Here is a 19,475-nt window from a genome sequence, read left to right on the forward strand (position 1 = left end):
CGCGTGCCGCCCATGCTGACCGTCGCGATCGCGACCCATGACCGGGAAAAAACGCTCAAGCGCTGCCTGCTGGCTCTGAGCGCGGCGCAGGCGCCGCCCGGGGGCTGGAAGCTCATCGTCGCGGACGACGGGAGCACGGACGGGACCCGCGCCGTCGTTTCGGAGTTCGCGGGGCTCATGCCCCTCGAATACGCCCATGGCGGGTGCTGCGGCAAGAGCGCGACGCTCAACTCGATCGTCCCCCGGCTCGACGGGGACGTCGTCGTCCTGTGCGACGACGACATCCTGGTTCCTCCCGGCTGGCTCATCGAGCATCGGCGCCTGGCCGACGACACGCCGGATTACGACGTCTTCGGCGGCCGCCTCCTGCCCGAATGGGAGCAGCGGCCTCCGCCCTGGCTCTTGCGCGCCGTCCCGCCCAACACCGCTTTCGCGATCACCGCGGACGACGCCGTCGAGGGCCCCTGCGAGCCATGGGCGATCTGGGGCGGGAACATGAGCGTGCGCCGCAGCGTCTTCCGGGAAGGCTTCCGTTACGATCCCGATCTGGGCCCCAGCGCCCGCACGGGCGATCGCGCCATGGGCGAGGACTACGATTTCGTGCAGCGGCTCGCGGCGGCGGGCCATCGCTGCTGGTTCAGCAGGAAGGTGGCGGCCCGCCATGTCATCCGGGCGGAGCAGCTCAAGGCCCCGTGGCTCCACGCGAGAGCCGAGAGCTACGGGCGCGGGCTCGGCAGGGCCTATAGCGATGGGGGCGCGGCGCGGGCGCTCGCCGCCGGCGCGCGCGAGGCCGCCAAGCTCCTCGTCTCGGGCTGCCGGAGGCTCGCGCCCGGGCCGGAGAGCCGCCTGCGGGCCGGCTGGGACTTCCACCAGAGCCGGGGAATCCTGCGCCAGCTTGCCGCGGAGCTCGCCGGGCGCGCGTCGAGGCCGGCCGAGCCGATCGTTCCGCCGCGCTGTGATGACGGCGTCGGACTGAGCGTCGTCATCGCCTCCTTTCACCGCGCGGCCGGACTCGACCGGCTGCTCACCCTCCTGCGCCCGCAGGTGGAGGGGCGCGCCCGGCGGCGCGTGATCGTGGTGAGCGACGCGAGTCATGACCGGGCTTGCGCGCAGGTGCTCGGGCGCCATCGCCGGTTCGTCGACTCCGTCGCGGCCCCGAAAAATGGCGGGCTCGCGGCGGCGCGCAACCTCGGCGGCGCGCGCGCGGACCAGGACTTCCTGGTGTTCATCGACGACGACTGCGAGCCTCCGCCGTACTGGCTCGATTGGCTGGCCTCCGTCATCGCCGAAAACCCGGATGCCGACGCGGTCGGCGGGGCGACTCGCCCTTTGCTGTCGCCGCGCCCCGGTGTGTTCGAGCGCTTCCTCGCCGAATGCGGCTTTCATCCCAACCCCGTCGCGCACGACCGCCGCCTGACGCTGATGGTCACGGCCAACCTCGCGGTGCGGCGGGCGCTGTTCCTGGCAGTGGGCGGGTTCGACGAGACGATGAGGACGGCAGAGGACCGCAATCTGACGTACCGGCTCTCCCGCCGCGCGGCTGTGCTCCACCTCGATCCGGCTTGGTTCGTCTATTACAGCATGACCAGCTCGCCGTGGGCGCATTTCCGGCACTACTACCACTACGGCCGGGGACTTTCGCGCGCGCTGGCGCTCGAGGCGGATCCTCCTGACCGCGCCTTGTGGCCGCCGGAGGAGAGGCCGCCGGGCTACTGGCGCTCGCGAGCCGCGCAGAGGCTCAGGAACGAGCGCTCTCGCCCGGAGTATGGCGAGCGCCCGTTGCTGGAGCGGTATCTCTTCGCCGCCCTCGCCGCCCTGACCCATCTCGCCTTGGACATGGGCTTCGCGCGGGCCGGCAAGCGCCCGGATGCCGGCTCGTCAGCGCCAAGCCCGACCGAGCGGATGCTCGCGAAATTGAAGAAATTCGTAAAAATGGGCGTTTCATGTTGTCGTCACGCCAAGCGGGCTTTGCTGCTGGGAAAAGAGCCGGAGCTCATCATCATCGTTCCTTACCGTCAGCGCGCAGAGGACCTCAAGCAATTCGTGCCCCACATGCATCGCTTCTTGCGGGACATCAAGCATCGCATCGTCGTGATCGAGCAGGCGGGGAGCGGCTTGTTCAACCGGGCCAAGCTGCTCAACGTGGGCTTCAAGCTGTACCAGGATCAAAAGGCCTACTTTTGCTTTCACGACGTCGACATGCTGCCGGAATCGGCCGCGTGCGATTACTCGTACCCTGTCATGCCGACTCATCTTGCCGCGTATTGCTCCCAGTTCGATTATCAGATGCTGCCGTCGTACTTCGGAGGCGTGCTTCTGGTCAATAAAGAAGACTTCCAGCGTATTAATGGGTGCAGCAATCAATACTGGGGGTGGGGCGGGGAGGATGATGATTTAAGAAAGAGGTTTGATCAAACCTGGACGATTCCAAGGCGCCGCCGGATGGGCAGGTATCATTGCATCGAGCGCCTGGCTTGCGATCATCCCATGGCGCATGAGGAAGCCAAGCGCCAGGGCAACCCGCAGTATGGGACAAATAGGACGCGCCTGGGATCGGGTGAGGTTTTGCCTTATGATTCAGGAGACGACGGGCTGTCGGGCCTTCGCTATGAACATGTCGAAACGATCATCGAGGACGGTTACGTGAGACATGTCGTGCTTATTTGACGAACGCTTTTCCAAACGGGTGGAAGGCCCTTCTCCCGGACTGCTTGGCAAGCTCTTCGGCGATTGTCGATAAGCTGATTTCTTTACTGTCGCAATTGAAGAACCCTTGCTCTTGTTCGTCGAACCATTTCCTGCATAAGCGAGTGTCATAGAGCTTGAAGCCAAAAACCTGGCTGAACAAGGGGATTCTCAGTTCATCATGGCATAGCTCGGGGATATCGGCGTTGCTGTATTCCTCCAAAAATCCTCTTGGCATGCATGCGCCTGGGAACTCGCATGCAAATGGTTCCTGACTATAGCCGTACTTATCCTTCACGAATCCCAAAAGACGATGCCATTGAGTTCTTAAGGATTCTTCGGAAAGCCAAAACCACTGTTTCTCTATATTCTTCAACGGTATCAATGAGGTGAGGCCTATGCCTTTCTCAGGTATGTGGCCGTACATCTTCTCCAAAGATTCGAGAAGCAGCAGATCCCATTCAATATAATGGATGGTGTCGAAGGAAACCATCTTGCCGACTTCCTCGTACCATAACTTCATTGCCAAGTCGCCGTGCGTCCGCTTCCAAGATGGCGACTTTTCTCTAATGCAATATAAATCTTCCAGGTATGGATTCAGCGCCTCTCTAAAATGCTCCGAATCATTTTCCTGGCCGCCAAAAAGACCGAAAATCGCGACGCCGGGGTTGTGCCTTTTCAAAAGCTCCAGCCTATTCCTGCAGACAGCGGCATCAGTGTGGAATCTGAAAAGGATTATCCTCTTCATGGCTTATGCCTTGGACTCTCATCGGCCTTGAAGGCAGCTATGGCTCCGGCATAAGCATCTACTGTCTGCCGCGCAATCACATTTATATCGAAATCTGCGCGTATCGATTCGACAGCTCTTTGCGATATCTCCTGCCTCAACTGATCATTTTGAAGCAATTCCACCAGACCATCAGCCAGCGCCTCCACATCGCCGGGAGGGATTAGCAATCCTGATTGTCTGTCCTTGATGACCTCTCCGAGACCGCCCGCCCTGCTGGCCAGCACTGGACAGCCGCAAGCCATCGCCTCGAAGACCACCGTACCGCCGGGTTCGTAAAGGGAAGGCACGGCGCAGATCGTCGCCGTCTGATAATATCGGATGAGCTCTTGCGTCGATAGGGAGCCCAAATAGATGACATGCTCCGTGGAAAAATAATCCATCAGGCGTTGGGACCATGACCGGTGACGGTCATCATATTCCTGATCCTTCCCCGCAAAACAGAATCTTGCTTTGGGCATTTTTCTTAGAACCAAGGCGATGGCATGCGCAAGTATTTCGATCCCTTTGGATTTTTCCAATCGTCCCGCAAAAAGGATCAATTGTTCTTCCCGAGAGGCGCCGCTTGGGTGAAAGAGGTTCGAATCAACGGCAATGGGGATGATCTGTACTTCTTTCCCCTTGATTTCCCATGCCTCTCGGACGAAATCAGTATAAGACTGCGATACCCCTGTGACAAGATCTGCGGACAAAATGTGCTTTCTTTTGCTGGTCCAGTAAAAATAATTCCTGGGCCATCGTTTTAGTATTCCCCCGTCGAATTCGGCTTTGAATCCGGGATAGCCGTGCAGCCTCACACAAACAGGCACTTGGCGTTCAGGCAAATAATGCCCGGCATCAACCCCCCAATCTGTCGCTTCTATTATGTCGATGGCGTGATCCTTGACGATGGCGGGCAGGACCTCTTTCATGCGGCGGCTGTAGCGCCAGGTGGATAAAGGGAAGATGCTCTCTAATCGCAAGAATCCGCTAAAGGGATCTTCTCTTAGACTGAATTGATGGATAGATATTCTGTCTTCGAAGCCTTTGAGGTCCCGTTGGCCTTTCCCGGTCAGTGAAACGATATGTACATTATGCCCCAGCCTGGCCAGGGCTATTGACATATTGTGGACATAACTCTCTGTTCCTGCCTGAGTGCTGAAGGAACGGATCAGATAACAGATGTTCATTTCTGCCTTGCCGTCGTGTGGCATGCGCCCCTATCCGAGGCGGGACCTTCGGTTCAGGATACTCTGCAGCGCCAGGAACGTGATGGTGATGCCCAGCAGGCAGGATGCCAAAGCGTTGATCTCGGGGGTGACCCCGAATTTCATCATCGAGTAGATCTTGATGGGCATGGTCACGATCCCGATGCCCGCGATGAAGAAGCTGGTCACGAAATCCTCGAAGCTCACCGTGAAGGCCAGAAGCGCCCCGCTGATGATGGCCGGCCGGGCCAGAGGCAAGGTGATCTTCCGGAACGCCTCCCATTCCGTGGCGCCCAGGTCCATGGCGGCGTCTTCGAGATTGTTCTCCTTCAAGGAGAGCAGTCTGGCGCGGATGGCCGCGGTCGTGTAGGGCAGCGCGATGAGCGCGTGAGCGCAGGCCAGGCTCCAGAAGTTCAACGGCATGCCCACCCGCGAGAAGAAAGACAGCAGACCTACCCCCATCACGATCTCGGGCATCATCAAGGGCGCGTTGAGCAGAGCCGAATACAGACCCCGGCCCCGGAAAGGCGCGTGGCGGGTCATGGCATAGGAGGCGAGCATGCCCATGACCGCCGCCAAGAGGCTCGCCACCACGGCCAGCTCCAGCGTGGTCGCCACGGCGCGGGCCAGTTCCGCGTCATGGAAGAGATTCCCGTACCACTGGAAGGTGAAGCCCTTCCAGGCCACGTTGCGCCTCGCCTCGTTGAAAGAGAAGGCCACCATCACCGCCAGAGGCAGATACAAGAAGGCGTAAAGGCCCGCGCAGTAGGCTTGCAGGCCGCGCCCCTTCATTCGGCCTCCTCGAATAGCCCCTGCTCCTCGAACCGGTGCCGGGCGTAGAGTCCGGAAACCAGCAGCAGGACCAGGCACGATGTCAAAGCCGAGCCGAACTGCCAGTCCTGGGACATGAGGAACTGGTTCTGGACCAGGTTGCCCACCAGATAGGTGCGCGGGCTGCCTAGGAAATCGGCGCACAGGAAATCGCCCATGCAGGGCACGAAGGTCAGGATGGCCCCGGCCAGGACGCCGGGCAATGAGAGCGGCAGCGTGACCTTCAAGAAGGCCTCGGTCTTGCCCGCGCCCAGGTCGTGCGCCGCCTCCACGTAGGAGCGCGGGATCTTCTCCAGACTCGCGTAGAGGGGCAGCACCATGAAGGGTAGGTAGAAATAGACCAGGCCCAGGATGACCGAGAACGAGGTGCCCAGGAAGGCGATGGGAGGGAGGCCCAAGTGACGCAAGAGCCCATTGAGCAGCCCTTCTCTGCCCAGGATGATGATCCAGGAATAGATGGCCACGAGCCAGGAGGTCCAGAACGGGATCATGAGCAGCGCCAGGAACAGGTCGCGCCTCTTGCCGGCCTGGAAGCTCAGGAAATAGGCCAGCGGGTAGCCCAAGAGCAGGCACAGCAGCGTGGTCGAAGTCGCATAGCATACGGTGCGCACTAGGATGGGCAGGTACTTGAGGTCCAGGGCGCGGCGGAAATTGGCCAAGGTGAAGACCCATTCGAAGGCCCCGTAAGGCCCGCGATGGGTGAAGCCCAAGCACAGCAAGGAGGCCACGGGAAGGACGAGGAATACGGCCAGCCAGAGCGTGGCCGGGGCCAGCAGGAGATGGCTGGCCGAAGACCTCTCCCCGCGGATGAGCCAGGAGAAAGTCCGGTCTACAAAGCTTTGACGTCGGACCAAGTCTCGTTCCAAAGGACGTAGGCCTCCGGGTCGGGAGGAGTGTGGTAGCGCAGGCCGCGCGCGACTTCCGGCGGCGGGAAGATTCGGCGGTCTTTGAGGACGGCGGGGTCTATCTTGGCCCTGGCCGCGGCATTCGGGCTGCCATAGCGGACCGCGTTGCAGATCTCGGCGGCCACTTCGGGACGCAGGAGGTAGTCGATGAGCCGGACCGAATCGGCCAGATGGGGCGCGCCGCGCAGCAGGCACATGGAATCCACCCACATGTAGCCCCCCTCCTTGGGAAGGGCATAGTCGAGGTGCGGGTTCTCCTTGACCGCCTGCAGCACGTCTCCGGAATAGGCCATGGCCAAAGCGGCTTCGCCGGCGACCAGGCTGTCCACGTAGGTCGCGCTGGTGTACTGCTTGACCAAAGGCTTCTGCTTGAGCAGGAGCTCCTTGGCCTCCTCGAAATCCTTCTCGACGCCGGTGGTCTCGGGATGGCCCTTGAGCAGCAGCGCCGTGCCGATGCACTCGCGCGGGCTGTCGAGCATGCAGATGCGGCCCTTGTACTTCTCGTCCCAGAGGTCCCACCAGGACGTGGGCGGCTTGGCGACCAGCTTCTTGTTGAAGCCGATGCCGGTGGTGCCCCAGAGGTAGGGGACGCTGAACTCCTGGTCCGGGTCGTAGGGCGTGCGCAGGAATCTCGGGTCGATGTTGAGGAGGTTCTTGACGTCCGCCATGGGGATGGGCGCGATGAGGTTGCCGGCCCGCAGGCGCGGCAGCAGGTAGTCGGTGGCCACGATGAGGTCGTAGCCCATGGCCCCGGAGCGCAGCTTGGCGAACATCTCCTCCTCGTCGGCGAACACGTCGTAGTTCACCTTGATGCCCGTCTCCTTGGTGAAGCTCGGCAAGGTGTCCTTGGCGATGTAGGAGGACCAGTTGAAGAAATTGACCACCCGGTCGGTCTCTTTCTTGGCGCAGGCCAGCAGCCCCGACACCAGGGGGCCCGCTGCCGGCAGCAGCAGCCCCAGGCGCAGGAAGTCCCGCCGGGTCAGGCTTGATTCAGCCACGGGCGGGCGGCTCCAGGAGCAGGATGTCGCCCCAGCGGATGTCGGCCCAGACCGGCGTGCCGTCGCGGCGCTGGGCCTGATGGCGCGCGTCCATGGACGCGGCGAGCACGGTCTTCTCCGACTTCGTGAAGAGAGATAGGAACATCTGGGTCTCGTCGCCCAGGTTGATGGTGTCGGCCAGGCGCGCGGGCAAAGACACGCAGTCGCCCCGCAAAGGCAGTTCTTCCTCGTAGCGCACGTGGATGCGCTCCGGCCGCACGGCCACGCAGAGCTCCCCTCCTTCCGGGACGGCGGGCGGCTCGGAGCAGGGCAATTCCAGATCGATCTCTCCTTCGATGCGGATGCTCGCGCAGCCGTCGTGGAAGCGCAGCAGGCGCCCGGACAGGATGTTGGCCGAGCCCATGAAGTCCGCCACGAAGCTGGTGCGCGGCTTATGATACACCTCGGCGGGAGTGCCGACCTGCTCGATGTGGCCCTGGTGGAAGACGATGATCCTGTCGGACATGGCCATGGCCTCGTCCTGGTCGTGCGTCACGTAGACGAAAGCGATGCCCAGGCGCCTCTGGATGGCCTTGAGCTCGAGCTGCATCTCACGCCGCAGCTTGAGGTCCAGGGCTCCCAGCGGCTCGTCGAGCAGCAACAGGGCGGGGCGCCCCACGATCGCGCGCGCCAGGGCGATGCGCTGCATCTGGCCGCCGGAAAGGGCGGTGGTGCGGCGGGCTTCGAAGCCGGAGAGCTTGACCAGGGCCAGGGCTTCCAGGACCCGGCTCTTGACCTCGCTTTCGGGCAGCTTTCGGATACGCAGGCCGAAGGCCACGTTGTCGAAGACGCTATAGTGCGGGAAGAGGGCGTAGTGCTGGAAGACCGTGTGCACGTCGCGGCGGTAGGGCGGCAGGTCGGTCACGTCGGCCCCCCGCAGCAGGACCCGGCCGCCGTCGGGCTGCTCGAAGCCCGCGATGATGCGCAGAGTCGTGGTCTTGCCGCAGCCGGAAGGGCCCAGGAGGGTGAGGAACTCGCCGTGGCCGACGGTGAGGCTTATGCCCGTGAGGACCCGGGTGGCGCCGAAGGACTTGGTGACCCCGATGATCTCGAGGAGGGGCCCGTCTGGCATGGCGTGATGATACTATATTTCGTCGGGGAGAGCCTTGCACCGCCGTCATGTTTTTGCGATGCTATGGCTCATGCAGCGCACGCTCGCCGCCGTGCTCCTGGGCTGCGCGCTGGGCCGCCCCGCGACCGCCCAGGACCCTGCGCCGGGTGTCTTCATCATGGGCCAGGCGCGCTTCACGGTGCTGGCACCCGAGTGCATCCGCATCGAGTACAGCACGCGGAGTCTCTTCATCGACGACCCGTCCCTCTTCGCAGGGCAGCGGCAGACCCGCTATCTCGGCTACAGCGTCGAGCAGTCTACGGGCCGGCTGGTCCTGGACACGGGCCGCATCCGGCTGACCTACGCCCCGGACGGGTGGCCCTTGAGCGTGGCCAACCTCAAGGCCGAGATCCGGGTGGGCACGCAGACCGTGACCTGGACGCCGGAGTGCAACGACGAGAGCCGCCTGGACGCCGCGCGCAGCCGCGACTGGGCCCAGGGACGTTCGCTGCGGGCTCCTGAGCTCTCCCCGCGCGCGGGCTGGAGCCTGGCGGACGACTCCGAGGGCAGGATCATCCTCAAGGACCGGAGGGCGGCGGCCCGCCCGGCCGGCCACGGCACGGACTGGTTCCTCTTCGGCTACGGCCTCGACGCCAAGGCCGGCCTCAGGGCTGTGGCCGCGGTGTGCGGGGCCCCGCCTTTGGCGCGCCGGCAGGCTCTGGACCGCGACGCTGCGGGCGCGGGCTTGCCCCCGCGGCTGCGTTCGCAACTGCAGCCGTACACCGATTCCGCCGCCTGGCAGACCCACGCCTACTCCCTGCCCATCTGGCGGCCCCTGCACCTCGAGTTCCCCCGGCAGGAGGAGGCTTACCGCCACCCCGAAGAGCGCCTCTACGGCGACTCGCTGCTGGCGGCCGCCGGCCCCGTCGCGCAGGACGTGTGGCTGCCTGAGGGAGACTGGTACGAGTTGCCCACCGGCCGGCGCGCCTTGCGCCTCTACGCCAAGGGCGGGGTCCCGCTGACCCTGCGGCCCGCCTCCGGCCCGCAGCGGGCCGTGGTGCTGCGCTGCTATCCCGGCCGCAGCGGCGAGACCGGGCGGGCCACTCTCTACGAGGACGGCGGCTCAGGCGGCGACGGAGCCTTGACCGAGGTCTCCTATCTCAGGCAGGGCGCGCGGGTGCGCATCAAGGCGGAGCCGACCCAAGGCGGCTTCAAGGGCCAGCGGCCCGAACGAGCCTACTCCATCGAGCTGCCCGGGGCGCAGGCGATCCAGGCCGCCCTGGACGGGAAGGCCGTGCCTGCGGCCTATTCGGCCCAGGAGAAGCTCAGCCGCGTCTCCATCCCGGCGCGCGGCATCCGCCAGGGCTTCACATTGTACGTCTGGCTGCGGTAGCCTCGGGCCCCTCAGCGCGCCGCCAGCCAGACCCCCGCGGCCAAGGCTTGAGCCAGGCTCATGCCGTAGAGCGGGATGAGGGCGATCCAGGCGCGGTCGCCGCTGAGCATCCAGCGCCGGACCGGCGGGAGCATGGGGATCCTCCAGAGCCAGGCGTCGCGGCGGTGGATGGCCGGGGCCAGCCACAGGGCGAGCAAGGCGAAACTCAGGCCGATGACCGCCTTGTCGACGACCAGGGCCCAGCCGATGCCCAGGCGGAGCATGGTCCAGCGCACGAAGGGGTTGCCTTCCAGGGACAGGTTCTGGCCTATGCCGTCGCGCGTCAGGACGCCGTCGTACGCCGCGAAGACGGCGTAGAGGGGCAGGCCCCCTAGGGCGATCCAGCGCAGACGCTTCTCGGACTCCGGCATCCCGGCTTCTCCCTAAGGCTTGCGCAGCGTCGGCGGGCGGCGCGGCTCGAAATGCTTGGCGTTGACTTCCTTGAACACCTTCTCGATGGTGCTGACCGCCAGGTCCATCTCCTTGGCCGTGAGGGTCAAGGGCGGCTCGATGCGCAGGGTCTTGGCCGAGAACAGCGTGCCCGCCACCAGCACGCCGTTGTCGAAGAGCCCTTTGGAGACCTCGTAGCCGATGGCGTCGGTCGGGAACTCGATGCCGATCATGAAGCCCTTGCCGCGCACGTCGGTGCAGAGCTTGGGGAAGCGCCGGCGCAGGGTCTTGAGCTTGTTGATCATCTCCGTGCCCATCTTGTCCGCGCGCTCCGGCAGCTTCTCGTCGAGGAGCACGTGGATGCCCGCGATGGCCGCCACGCAGGCCAGCGGGTTGCCTCCGAAGGTGGTGGAGTGCAGCCAGGGCTCGGGGAAGAGCTGCTCCCAGATGGTCTTGTTGGACACGAAGGCGCCGATGGGCATCACTCCGCCGCCCATGCCCTTGCCCAAGCACATGATGTCCGGGACCACGTTCCAGTGGTCCACGCAGAACATCTTGCCCGTGCGGCCGAAGCCGGTCTGGATCTCGTCGGCGATGAGGAGCGCTCCGAAGCGGTCGCAGAGCTCGCGCACCCTGGGGAAGTAATCGTCCGGGGGCACGTTGATGCCCCCCTCGCCCTGGATCGGCTCCAGGATCACGCCCGCGATGTCGTTGCCCACCTCGTCGGCTGACTTCAAGGCCGACTCCACGTAGTCCGCGTCGCCGTAGGGAACGTGGTAGCAGTCGGGCAGGATGGGCAGGAAGGGCTGGCGGAACTTGGCCTTGGCCGTGGCCGAGAGCGCGCCCAAGGTCTTGCCGTGGAAGCCGGAATTGGCCGCGATGAACGACTTGCGGCCCGTGTGCAGCATGGCCAGCTTCATGGCGCCCTCGACGGCCTCGGCGCCGGAGTTGCCGAAGAAGGAGAACTGCAGGTCTCCGGGGGTGATGTCGTTGACCAGCTTGGCCAGGATGGCCCGGAAGGGCTCCAAGAGCTCCTGGGAGTGCAGGGCTTGGCGCTTGAGCTGCTGCGAGACCGCCTCCACCACCTTGGGGTGGCGGTGGCCCACGTTGTATATCCCGTAGCCGCCCAAGAGGTCCAGGTACCTGCGGCCCTTGATGTCCTCGAAGCTGTTGGCGTTGTCCGCCCACTCGATGGAGATGTATTCCGTGGATACGGACTTGCGGTATTCGAGTATGCCGGGGTTTACGTGGTTGGCGTAGTAGTCCGCCGTGACCTGCGTCAGCCAGTTCTTGTCTTCGTCGTTGAGCGAGGTCTTGGCCACCAGTTCCAGGGTGCGCTGCGTCTCCTTGAGGATGTCCTGCGCGGAACTCTTCATTTTTGGGTCTCCCTGCAACGATGATGGGACTACATGAGCAACGGGTGCGCGATGGTCTCCTTGAAATTGAACACCTTGCGCCGCACAAGCTCCTTGAAGAATACGTCTGAAACGAGCAGTCCCTCGGGCGCGGCCACCCCGGACGGGGCCGTGGTGTGACCCAGCACGAGCATCTCGGCCGCCACCGCGCCTGTGAATCCCACGCCCATGGCGCCGGCGGTGAGCAGGCGCGTGGCCCGCATCTCGCAGTCCCAGGTCTTGACCAGGGGCCGGCGGTGGCGCGCGCCCGATATCTTGACCCGCATGACCTCGAAGTCGGCGGGCGTGCCCGCTGGCGCGGTCGCGCTCTGATGGGCCAGCGCGGTGACGAACTGCCGCGGCGATATGCGTTGGCCATCAACGGCGATGGGCGCGTCCTTGTCCAGGCCCATTCCCATCAGGAAGGTGAGCTGGCGCCGGACCACCTCGGGATAGACGATCTTGAAATGGAGGTTCTGCACGCCGGTGCCCTTGAGATGACCGGGCAAGGTCGCGGTCTCCGAATGGATCACGGTCACGGCCGAGCAACGGCCCAGAGGCTCGGGGAAATCGAGCTCTTCGGGCCCGGAGTGCGCCGGCACGGCGCGCATGCGCCCGTCCAGGAGGACCGGGGCCGGCGCCGCGTACTCTTCTAGCATGGTCCTGATGGAGAAGGGCGGCAGGAAGGCCTCCTCGCTCAAGGACGGGTCGTGGCTGGCGTCGTAGATGGCTACGGTCTCGATGGCCTCGAAGGAGGGCGCCATGCGCGAGACCATCATGTTGGTGATGCCCGGCGTGGAGCCGCAGCCCAGCACCGCGCGCAGGCCCGCGCGCCGGAACTGGCGATCGCGCGCGAGCTGGCGCAGGGTCATGTGGAAGAGGCCGCCCAGGTCCACGTAATGGGCTTTGAGGGCCAAGGCCAGGTCCATGGCCTTGAGGTTGTGCTCATACCAGACGCAGTTGAGCAGGGCCTGGCTGCCGCGCAGGGCCCTGGCGGCGCCGTTGGTGTCGGTTATGTCCACCCGGATGGTGCGGATCTTGCGGCGCTGGGGAATCTTGGCCAGGACCGCCCGCGCCCGGTCGAGGCTCAAGTCCGCGGCCAGGACGCGTTCCACCTTCGGGTTGGCCGCCAGATCATGGAGCGCGGCCTCGGCCATGAGGCCGAAGGCGCCCAGCACCGCTATCTGCATGGGAGAAACCCCGGGAAAATCGACTAAAATCCGATACTCAGTGATACTGTACAGCCTGTATCGGGCAGCATTATACCAGTTCGCTCAAGAGGGTGTCAAAGACGGATGCCCTGGACAGAGCTGCGGCTTTGGGGCTACACTATGGCCGCTTGATGATTTCCGATGAAGGCCTGCTGGATTTCTGCCGCGCCCTGGCCGACGCCGTGCGCAGCGGCCTGCCTTTGGGCGAGGCTCTCGAGATCCTGGCCAAGTCCTCAAGCCAAGGCCGGGCGCTGAGGGGCGCGGCGAAGCTGACAGCTGGCGGCCGTCCGCTCCACGAGGCGCTCCAGGCGCAGAAGATCTTCCCCCCGGTCTTCATCGCTTTGGTCCGGGCCGGCGAGGAGAGCGGCAAGGTCGACGAGTTCCTCGACCGCTTCGCCGACTGCCTCGAGGTCCGCGTCGATTTCCGCAGGCGGCTGCAGCGCGCCTTCATGTATCCGGCCTTCACGGTTCTCCTGGCCGCGGGGGTGTTCCTGTTCCTTTCCCTCAAGGCCGTTCCCATGATAATCGAGCCGCTGCTCAGCGCCGGCGTCGCGCCGCCCCGGGCTCTTTGGCTGCAGAGCCTCAGCGAGTATCTCTCCGAGCACTGGCAGGTGATCCTGGTCTTGCTCATCGCGGCGGGTCTGGCGCTGCGGGCGCTGGCGCGCTCAGGTCCCGCGCGCAAGCTGTGGGCCTTGGCCGGGCACTGGCTGCCGGTGTTCAGGTTCGCGGCCGTTCATTCCCGGCTCCACCAGATCTGCACCACCATGGGCCTCCTGCTCAAGGCGGGGATCCCTTTCGGCACGATGATGGACGTGCTGGGCCAGTTCTTCCAGGACGATTCCGTGACCCGCCGCCATTTCTCGCGGGCGTCGGCGCTGCTGTCCAAAGGCGGCACCTTCTGCGAGAGCGTGGGCGGCTGCCTGCCTCCGGATGACCGACGCAGCCTGGAGATCGCGGAGAAGTCGGGGCGGCTCGACGAAGCGCTGATCCGGCTGGGCAAGACTCATTACGACCTGCATTCGCATCGGATGAAGCTGCTGGCCACGGGCTTCAAGATATCGGCCACGGTCGCCTTGGCGCCGCTGTGCTTCGGGCTCATCATGGCTCTGCTCTGGCCGGTCTTGTCCTCCTTGAGCGCAGTGAAAGGATTCATCGCGGACCCACGCTCCTTCGGCTCAGCCCCGGCTGGCGACCGGGAGCCGTCGCTGAGCGGCGTGCAGGGGCGGTCGGGCGCAGGCTCCCACGGCGGCAAGGGCTCCGGTTGGTCGCGTTTCAACGAATCGCGGGCCAAGGAGATCGTGGACTTCATGTACAAGCATGCGCCGAGCCGCGGCGGCGCGGGCGGCGGCGAGTGGAAGAAGCCCAAGCTGGGACCGATGCCCCCGATGAAGGGCGTCCAGTTGCGGAAGATACAGCCCACTTCCGTCCAGTCGAGCGATTTCAGCGGGTCAGGGAAATTCCGGAACTAGCGAGGGGACTCTTTGCGGCCCAGACTGTCGGCCAGGAACACCCCGGCTCCCAGGCCCGCGCCGATGAGGAGTCCGCTGAGCAGGTCCAGCGGCGAGGGCACGAAGCTCCCGGGATGCCAGCGCCCCTGCGCGTAGGAAGGGACGATGCGCAGGAACAGCGACAAAGACAGGTAGCCGGCCAAAGACCCCAAGACGGCGCCCACAGCGCCGAGCCAGCGGCGGCGCGGGCACAGCAGCGCCCCCAGGGCCAGCGTCGTCCCCCAGGTGCCCAAGGAATGGGCGGCCAGCACCAGCCAGTACCAAGCCAAGGTCGGAGGGGCGCCGGCTTCCATGCCCCAGCGCGCCGTGCGGGTGAACAGGGCCATGGGCAGGGCGATGCCGAGGAAGGCTCCCCAGGCCCCGACCAACGTGATGCCCGGACGCAGAGACAGCCCGCAGGCGATGCCCCCATAGAGCAGGCCGAGATAGAGCGCGATGTCGAAGAAATGGGGGCCGTAGGGGCCCTTGAGCCAGGACTCGGCCCCGGCGCGCAGGCACGCGGTCACCAGGATATGGCCCAGGACCGCGCCCGCGAAACCGCCGGCCAAGCCGCGCAGCAGGGCCGCGGAAAGGCCGGGGATGGCGGGGCGTTCGTTGGTCACAGGCAGAACTGCCGCTGGCTGCGCGGGAGGTAGCGGCCGCAGCCGGGCCGGCCCAGCAGCCGGCCGCGGGAGACCATGCGCTGGCCGCGCAGGAACACCTCCCGGACGGCGCCGTGCACGGCGATGCCTGCGAAGGGCGTGTAGTCCACGGCGTGGTGCAGGTCGGCCGCGGCGATGGTCGTGCGGTGCTTGGGGTCGATGAGCACGATGTCCGCGTCGGCGCCGGGTCCCAGATGGCCTTTGCGGGGATAGAGGCCGAAGACCTTGGCCGGTCCCGTGGCCGTGAGCTCCACGAATCGGGCGGCCGAGATGCGGCCCTTCTGCACGGCTTCCCACATGAGGGGCAGGCGCGTCTCCACGCCCGGAGCGCCGCTCGGGATGAGGGAGAAGTCCTTGGCCCCGCGGTCCTTGCCGGGCCGGTCCGGCCGCGAGCGCATCGCGAAGGAGCAGTGGTCGGTGGCCACGGCTTGGAACTCGCCTGCGGCCAGGCCCTGCCAGAGCGCCTCGCCGTGCTCCCGGGAGCGCAGGGGCGGCGAGATGACGAAGCGCGCGGCGGCCGGGCCCGGCCGCTCGTATTCGCGCGAGTCGAGGTAGAGGTACTGCGGACAGGTCTCAGCCAGGATCGCCGTGCCGCGGGCCCGGCCGCGGCGCACCTCATCGAGCCCGGGCGCGGACGAGAGGTGCACGATGTAGACCGGGGCTCCGGCCGTCTCGGCCAGCGCCGCGGCGCGCCGCACGGCCTCCGCCTCCAGGGCCGGGGGGCGGGTCAGGGCGTGGAAGCGGGCCGCGGTGCGGCCTTCGGCGCGGGCTTGCCGCACGAGCTCCGCGATGGCCGCGCCGTTCTCGCAGTGCAGGCTCACCAAAGCCCCGAGCTCGTTGGAGCGCTGGAGCGCTCTTAAGATCGCTCCATCGTCGCTCATGAGGACCCCGGGATAGGCCATGTAGAGCTTGAAGCTGGTCACGCCCTCGCGCACCAGCCGGCCCATCTCGCGGCTGGCGCGCGCCGAGAGGTCGGTGATCGCCATGTGGAAGGCGTAGTCGGCCCAAGCTCGGCCCGCGGCCTTGGCCTGCCACTGGTCCAGCGCGGCCAGGAGGCTGCGGCCCGGGGTCTGGGTCGCGAAGTCGATGATCGTGGTGGTGCCTCCGCAGAGGGCCGCCCGGGTCCCGGTCTCGAAGTCATCAGCCGTGGTCCCGCCGGGATAGGGCATGTCGAGATGGGTGTGGGCGTCCACGCCGCCCGGCACCGCGATCAGGCCGCGGGACTCCAGGGCCTCGCGGGCCGGCCCCAGGGCCTCGCCCACGGCCGCGATGCGGCCGTCGGCCACGGCGATGTCCGCCACGAAGCTGTCGCAGGCGCTCTGGACGGTGGCGTTGCGGATGACGAGGTCGAAGGGCTTGCCGGCGGCCATTATTGGTTCTGGATGCGTCCGTTGAGCTGCCCGAGCCGTTCCGCCACGGGCGGGACGTTGAGGAATTTCTTCTCCCAGGTCAGCACCCGGTTGTCTTCTATGGGCAGGCGCAGCTGGTACTTGTTCTCCTCGGAGTTGTGCTCGAACTGCGTGCCGTAGATCTGGGGCTGGCCCATGGCCATGAGGTAGCGGTCCAAGGAGGAGGCGGCCAGCCAGCGCGCGGGTCGGTGCCCGTTGATGGCGGACATGACCGCGAGGCGGTGGGCGGTGAGGAAGTCCTTGGCCTCGCTGCCGTGCAGAAGAATCACCGCCGCCCGGTAGAGGTCCAAAGAGGTGTTGACCTCGCCTTTGGACATCATGTCGAGCGTCATGGCCTTGCGCATGGCGTCGCGGTGCTTGAGCTCGGTCACGGCCTGGGGCGAGTCGTAGACCTTATGCCGGTCGCTTTGGTCGGCCTGGTAGATGTCGTCCAGCTGCAGATTGTCGGTCTCAGGCGGCATGGCGTTCTGATTCTAGCTTATTTGATGACCTGTATCCTCCCGATGGAAGGCTGGGGCACCAGGGCCTTGGAGAGGGCGCCGACTCCTCCCGCGACGTAGAGGGTCGCCACGATGACCACGCTGGAGAGGAGGATGCCCACGGCGACGTTGCCTTTCATGAGCTCCTGGCCTTCCTGCATCCGGCGGGTGAACCGGCCGAAGAGGCGTAAAGTGAGCGATATGGTCAGTACGGCCAGGAACAAGGACAGGCCCAGGTGCGCCAAGCCCAGCAGGAGCATCTGCCAGAGGGCCAGGGGCGCGGTGTCGGGCGCGGTCATGTAGAGGCGGAACATGCCCACCACGGATTCCATGCCCTTCTGCAGGAAGACGGAGGCGCAGATGAGGATGGTGCCGACGAGCAGGCCGGTGGCGACGTTGCCTTTCTTGATCTCGGCTTCCATGTCGAAGTCGGGGTTGGCCCGGATGAAGACGCGGTAGGTCACGAAGATGACCGCGCCCGACATCAAGACCGCCAGCAGGAACTCGAAGAGGCTCACCAGCACTCGCATCAGGAACATGATCGTCTCCTTGGTTTTCGGGGCTCACCCCGAGCTGTTCGTGAACGGCTCCACCTGGAATCCTTCCGCGGCCTGCAGCATGGGCATGGTGTCCACGCCCACCTGGCCCGGGGGCAGCCAGGCCGGCCCGGCGGGCTCGATGAGGACGTAGCGCAGGCCCTGCCACTCCACGAAAACCTCGCCTTGGGCGGGCAGGCGGAGGATGGCCATGAGGTAGTGCTCGGGCACGGCGATGCCCACGATGCGCATGCTGGACCAGTTGGACAGGATGGAGGCCAGCAGGGCGGTCTTGGTGTCGCAGTCGCCCCAGCCGCGGACCATGGCCATGGCCGGGGGCAGGATGCCGCCGGTGTGCTTGCCGCCCTCGAGGTCGGCTGGGACCTGGTAATGCAATGCGGTCTGGACCATGGCCGCGGCCGCGCCCACCAAGGTCTCGGGGTCGTAGTGGTTGCGCGCGGCGACGGAGTCCAATGCCAAAGCCACGGGCCGGAGGGCCGCGAGGCTCCTCTTGGCGATGGCGGGGACGTCCGCCGTGACGACGTTGCCGGCCAGGAGCTTGAAGCCTTTGGAGGCGAGGTGGTCCCGGCGCTTGCGCTCGTACTCGGCCTGGAGGTTGGCCATGGCGCTGTCGAGCTGGGATTGGGTCTTGTGGGTGGCCACCGCGAGCTTGAAGGCGCTTTTGCGGGCGTCGTTGTGCCATTGGGACAAGGCGTCGAGGCCGGCCTGGCTGTACCAGAAACCGTCGCAGTATGCGGCGTAGGAGTTCCTGGGGATCTGGTAGCGGACCTGGAGCCGGTCTCGGTTGAAGTTCTGGAAAGAGTACTCGGCGAAGAAGGAATCCGGGGTCCGGCCGAGGCGCTGGGAGGCGCGGGCCTGGCCTTGGGGGTCGTTGCGGCCGGCCGGCTGGGAATAGCGGCCGGTGACGCGGGGGAAGATGGCCTGTTCGCAACGCCAGCAGAGGCGTGCGGCGGCGGCGTAGCAGAGGATGCTCAGGGCCGTCGCGACCCGGAGGGAGAGCCCGGCGCGCATGGGCAAAGATACCATTTTCAGCGACGGGGGATGCCGCTGAAAATTGCTAGAATCCGGGGGCGTTCGGACCACCAGCATGCCGCCGACCACCCGAAACCTGACCATCTTCTTGACCGACATCAAGGGGATCTCGGCCAAGACCTCTCGGCGTGCCCGCACCGGGATACTCGAACTGCTGGCGTCCCATCATCAGTCCATCGTCAGGCCTATCCTGCAGGACAAGGGCGGTCGGATGGTCAAGACCATCGGCGACGCCTTCCTGATGGTTTTTGACAGCCCGACGGATGCTGTCCTGGCCGGCGTGGCCGTGCAGGAAGCCCTGGCCCTGCACAACCAAGGACTCCCTGAGGCGCGGCGCCTGCAGATCCGCATCGCCGTCAACTTGGGCGAGGTCCTGCTCGCGGACAACGATGTCTCCGGAGAGCCGGTCGACATCGTCGCGCGTCTGTGGGCAGCGGCCAAGCCGGGAGAGGTCTACTTCACCGATGCCGTCTACCTGGCCATGAACAAGTCCGAGGTCTCCATCGGCGAAGTGGACTCCTTCACTTTCAAAGGCATCCCGCACACGATCCGGGTCTACCAGGCGCGCCGGCGGCGGTCGGCCGACGGGACGCAGGAACAGCCGCAGTCCTTGCCGCGCAGCACCTCCGACCCGGCGCCGGTGGAGGACTTCGTCCACCTCCCCCCGGCCGAAGCGCCTTCCCCTGTGCCCGTCTATCAGCCGCCGGAGGAGGCCCTGCCATCCCCCCAGCCCGCGTCCCGGCCCGGCCCCGCCGAGGACCTCGTCGCCGCGGCGCCGGCCGAGCCAGCCCCCGTCGAGCATGCCGTAGCCGAAGAGCCCCCATCCTCTCCGCCCGCGTCCCGGCCCAGCCCCACCGAGGACCTCGTCGCCGCGCCGCCAGCCGAGCCAGTCTCCGTCGAGCATACCGTAGCCGAAGAGCCCCCGCAGCAGTACCAGGC

General features: G+C 65.8%; 18 protein-coding genes. 4 read left to right on the top strand and 14 right to left on the bottom strand.

The genetic code is table 11. The features are described from left to right. Window positions 1–12 precede the first annotated feature (12 nt). Entirely contained in the window at window positions 13–2,667 is a 2,655-nt protein-coding gene (locus tag NTY77_00735; protein ID MCX5794005.1) for a glycosyltransferase, read from the top strand. On the opposite strand, the gene NTY77_00740 is transcribed toward NTY77_00735, so the two are convergent. Genes NTY77_00740 through NTY77_00765 form a run of 6 tightly spaced genes read right to left on the bottom strand, consistent with a single transcriptional unit; the run spans window position 2,660 to window position 8,504 of the window. Beyond that, window positions 2,660–3,433, bottom strand: a complete 774-nt coding sequence (locus tag NTY77_00740; GenBank protein MCX5794006.1) for a hypothetical protein — start codon at window positions 3,431–3,433, stop codon at window positions 2,660–2,662. The two genes, NTY77_00735 and NTY77_00740, sit on opposite strands and share 8 nt — an antisense overlap. Further along, window positions 3,430–4,665, bottom strand: coding sequence for a glycosyltransferase family 4 protein (locus tag NTY77_00745; GenBank protein ID MCX5794007.1), 1,236 nt, complete (start codon window positions 4,663–4,665; stop codon window positions 3,430–3,432). The genes NTY77_00740 and NTY77_00745 overlap by 4 nt, the downstream gene beginning before the upstream one ends. A gap of 6 nt (window positions 4,666–4,671) precedes the next feature. Beyond that, window positions 4,672–5,451, bottom strand: a complete 780-nt coding sequence (locus NTY77_00750) for an ABC transporter permease (protein ID MCX5794008.1) — start codon at window positions 5,449–5,451, stop codon at window positions 4,672–4,674. Further along, window positions 5,448–6,356: an ABC transporter permease gene (locus NTY77_00755; GenBank protein ID MCX5794009.1), complete on the bottom strand. Its 909-nt coding sequence runs from the start codon at window positions 6,354–6,356 to the stop codon at window positions 5,448–5,450. The genes NTY77_00750 and NTY77_00755 overlap by 4 nt, the downstream gene beginning before the upstream one ends. After that, entirely contained in the window at window positions 6,320–7,393 is a 1,074-nt protein-coding gene (locus NTY77_00760; GenBank protein ID MCX5794010.1) for a spermidine/putrescine ABC transporter substrate-binding protein, read from the bottom strand. The genes NTY77_00755 and NTY77_00760 overlap by 37 nt, the downstream gene beginning before the upstream one ends. Beyond that, on the bottom strand, window positions 7,386–8,504 hold the full coding sequence (locus NTY77_00765; protein ID MCX5794011.1) for an ABC transporter ATP-binding protein: 1,119 nt from the start codon (window positions 8,502–8,504) through the stop codon (window positions 7,386–7,388). Before NTY77_00765 ends, NTY77_00760 begins: the two co-directional genes overlap by 8 nt. A gap of 70 nt (window positions 8,505–8,574) precedes the next feature. Between NTY77_00765 and NTY77_00770 the strand changes: the two genes are divergently transcribed. After that, window positions 8,575–9,876 (top strand): DUF5110 domain-containing protein, encoded by a 1,302-nt coding sequence (locus NTY77_00770; protein ID MCX5794012.1) that lies wholly within the window; start codon window positions 8,575–8,577, stop codon window positions 9,874–9,876. 11 nt (window positions 9,877–9,887) lie between these two features. On the opposite strand, the gene NTY77_00775 is transcribed toward NTY77_00770, so the two are convergent. Genes NTY77_00775 through NTY77_00785 form a run of 3 tightly spaced genes read right to left on the bottom strand, consistent with a single transcriptional unit; the run spans window position 9,888 to window position 12,889 of the window. After that, window positions 9,888–10,286, bottom strand: coding sequence for a hypothetical protein (locus tag NTY77_00775; protein ID MCX5794013.1), 399 nt, complete (start codon window positions 10,284–10,286; stop codon window positions 9,888–9,890). Window positions 10,287–10,298: 12 nt separating this feature from the next. Beyond that, window positions 10,299–11,681 carry a putrescine aminotransferase gene (locus NTY77_00780; protein MCX5794014.1) on the bottom strand — a complete coding sequence of 461 codons (1,383 nt, stop codon included), beginning with the start codon at window positions 11,679–11,681 and terminating at the stop codon, window positions 10,299–10,301. Window positions 11,682–11,710: 29 nt separating this feature from the next. Next, a complete protein-coding gene (locus NTY77_00785) occupies window positions 11,711–12,889 on the bottom strand; it encodes a saccharopine dehydrogenase NADP-binding domain-containing protein (GenBank protein ID MCX5794015.1) in 1,179 nt (392 codons plus the stop codon). A gap of 152 nt (window positions 12,890–13,041) precedes the next feature. Between NTY77_00785 and NTY77_00790 the strand changes: the two genes are divergently transcribed. Beyond that, complete coding sequence (locus NTY77_00790) at window positions 13,042–14,379, top strand: type II secretion system F family protein (protein MCX5794016.1); 1,338 nt, start codon at window positions 13,042–13,044, stop codon at window positions 14,377–14,379. Here NTY77_00790 and NTY77_00795 read toward each other — a convergent pair. Genes NTY77_00795 through NTY77_00815 form a run of 5 tightly spaced genes read right to left on the bottom strand, consistent with a single transcriptional unit; the run spans window position 14,376 to window position 18,530 of the window. Beyond that, the gene (locus tag NTY77_00795; GenBank protein MCX5794017.1) at window positions 14,376–15,020 is read right to left on the bottom strand and encodes a hypothetical protein; all 645 of its coding nucleotides are present in this window, start codon (window positions 15,018–15,020) and stop codon (window positions 14,376–14,378) included. The genes NTY77_00790 and NTY77_00795 overlap by 4 nt on opposite strands. Further along, the gene (gene hydA / locus NTY77_00800) at window positions 15,017–16,429 is read right to left on the bottom strand and encodes a dihydropyrimidinase (protein ID MCX5794018.1); all 1,413 of its coding nucleotides are present in this window, start codon (window positions 16,427–16,429) and stop codon (window positions 15,017–15,019) included. Before hydA ends, NTY77_00795 begins: the two co-directional genes overlap by 4 nt. Beyond that, a complete protein-coding gene (locus NTY77_00805) occupies window positions 16,429–16,929 on the bottom strand; it encodes a hypothetical protein (protein ID MCX5794019.1) in 501 nt (166 codons plus the stop codon). Before NTY77_00805 ends, hydA begins: the two co-directional genes overlap by 1 nt. A gap of 17 nt (window positions 16,930–16,946) precedes the next feature. Beyond that, window positions 16,947–17,486: a hypothetical protein gene (locus NTY77_00810; protein MCX5794020.1), complete on the bottom strand. Its 540-nt coding sequence runs from the start codon at window positions 17,484–17,486 to the stop codon at window positions 16,947–16,949. A gap of 24 nt (window positions 17,487–17,510) precedes the next feature. After that, window positions 17,511–18,530: a hypothetical protein gene (locus NTY77_00815; protein ID MCX5794021.1), complete on the bottom strand. Its 1,020-nt coding sequence runs from the start codon at window positions 18,528–18,530 to the stop codon at window positions 17,511–17,513. Between the two features lie 61 nt (window positions 18,531–18,591). Between NTY77_00815 and NTY77_00820 the strand changes: the two genes are divergently transcribed. Next, a partial coding sequence (locus NTY77_00820) for a hypothetical protein (protein ID MCX5794022.1) occupies window positions 18,592–19,475 on the top strand: 884 nt, incomplete at its 3' end.

It is taken from the genome of Elusimicrobiota bacterium, from assembly GCA_026388095.1.
Classification (GTDB): domain Bacteria; phylum Elusimicrobiota; class Elusimicrobia; order UBA1565; family UBA9628; genus UBA9628.

Bases quoted from the DNA above. Each gene is read 5' to 3' on its own strand.
- NTY77_00765 (MCX5794011.1), bottom strand. From the start codon at position 8,504: ATGCCAGACGGGCCCCTCCTCGAGATCATCGGGGTCACCAAGTCCTTC.
- NTY77_00775 (MCX5794013.1), bottom strand. From the start codon at position 10,286: ATGCCGGAGTCCGAGAAGCGTCTGCGCTGGATCGCCCTAGGGGGCCTG.
- NTY77_00810 (MCX5794020.1), bottom strand. From the start codon at position 17,486: ATGTTCCTGATGCGAGTGCTGGTGAGCCTCTTCGAGTTCCTGCTGGCG.
- NTY77_00785 (MCX5794015.1), bottom strand. From the start codon at position 12,889: ATGCAGATAGCGGTGCTGGGCGCCTTCGGCCTCATGGCCGAGGCCGCG.
- NTY77_00750 (MCX5794008.1), bottom strand. From the start codon at position 5,451: ATGAAGGGGCGCGGCCTGCAAGCCTACTGCGCGGGCCTTTACGCCTTC.
- hydA (MCX5794018.1), bottom strand. From the start codon at position 16,429: ATGGCCGCCGGCAAGCCCTTCGACCTCGTCATCCGCAACGCCACCGTC.
- NTY77_00735 (MCX5794005.1), top strand. From the start codon at position 13: ATGCTGACCGTCGCGATCGCGACCCATGACCGGGAAAAAACGCTCAAG.
- NTY77_00805 (MCX5794019.1), bottom strand. From the start codon at position 16,929: ATGCCGCCTGAGACCGACAATCTGCAGCTGGACGACATCTACCAGGCC.
- NTY77_00770 (MCX5794012.1), top strand. From the start codon at position 8,575: ATGCAGCGCACGCTCGCCGCCGTGCTCCTGGGCTGCGCGCTGGGCCGC.
- NTY77_00740 (MCX5794006.1), bottom strand. From the start codon at position 3,433: ATGAAGAGGATAATCCTTTTCAGATTCCACACTGATGCCGCTGTCTGC.
- NTY77_00790 (MCX5794016.1), top strand. From the start codon at position 13,042: ATGATTTCCGATGAAGGCCTGCTGGATTTCTGCCGCGCCCTGGCCGAC.
- NTY77_00745 (MCX5794007.1), bottom strand. From the start codon at position 4,665: ATGCCACACGACGGCAAGGCAGAAATGAACATCTGTTATCTGATCCGT.
- NTY77_00780 (MCX5794014.1), bottom strand. From the start codon at position 11,681: ATGAAGAGTTCCGCGCAGGACATCCTCAAGGAGACGCAGCGCACCCTG.
- NTY77_00815 (MCX5794021.1), bottom strand. From the start codon at position 18,530: ATGGTATCTTTGCCCATGCGCGCCGGGCTCTCCCTCCGGGTCGCGACG.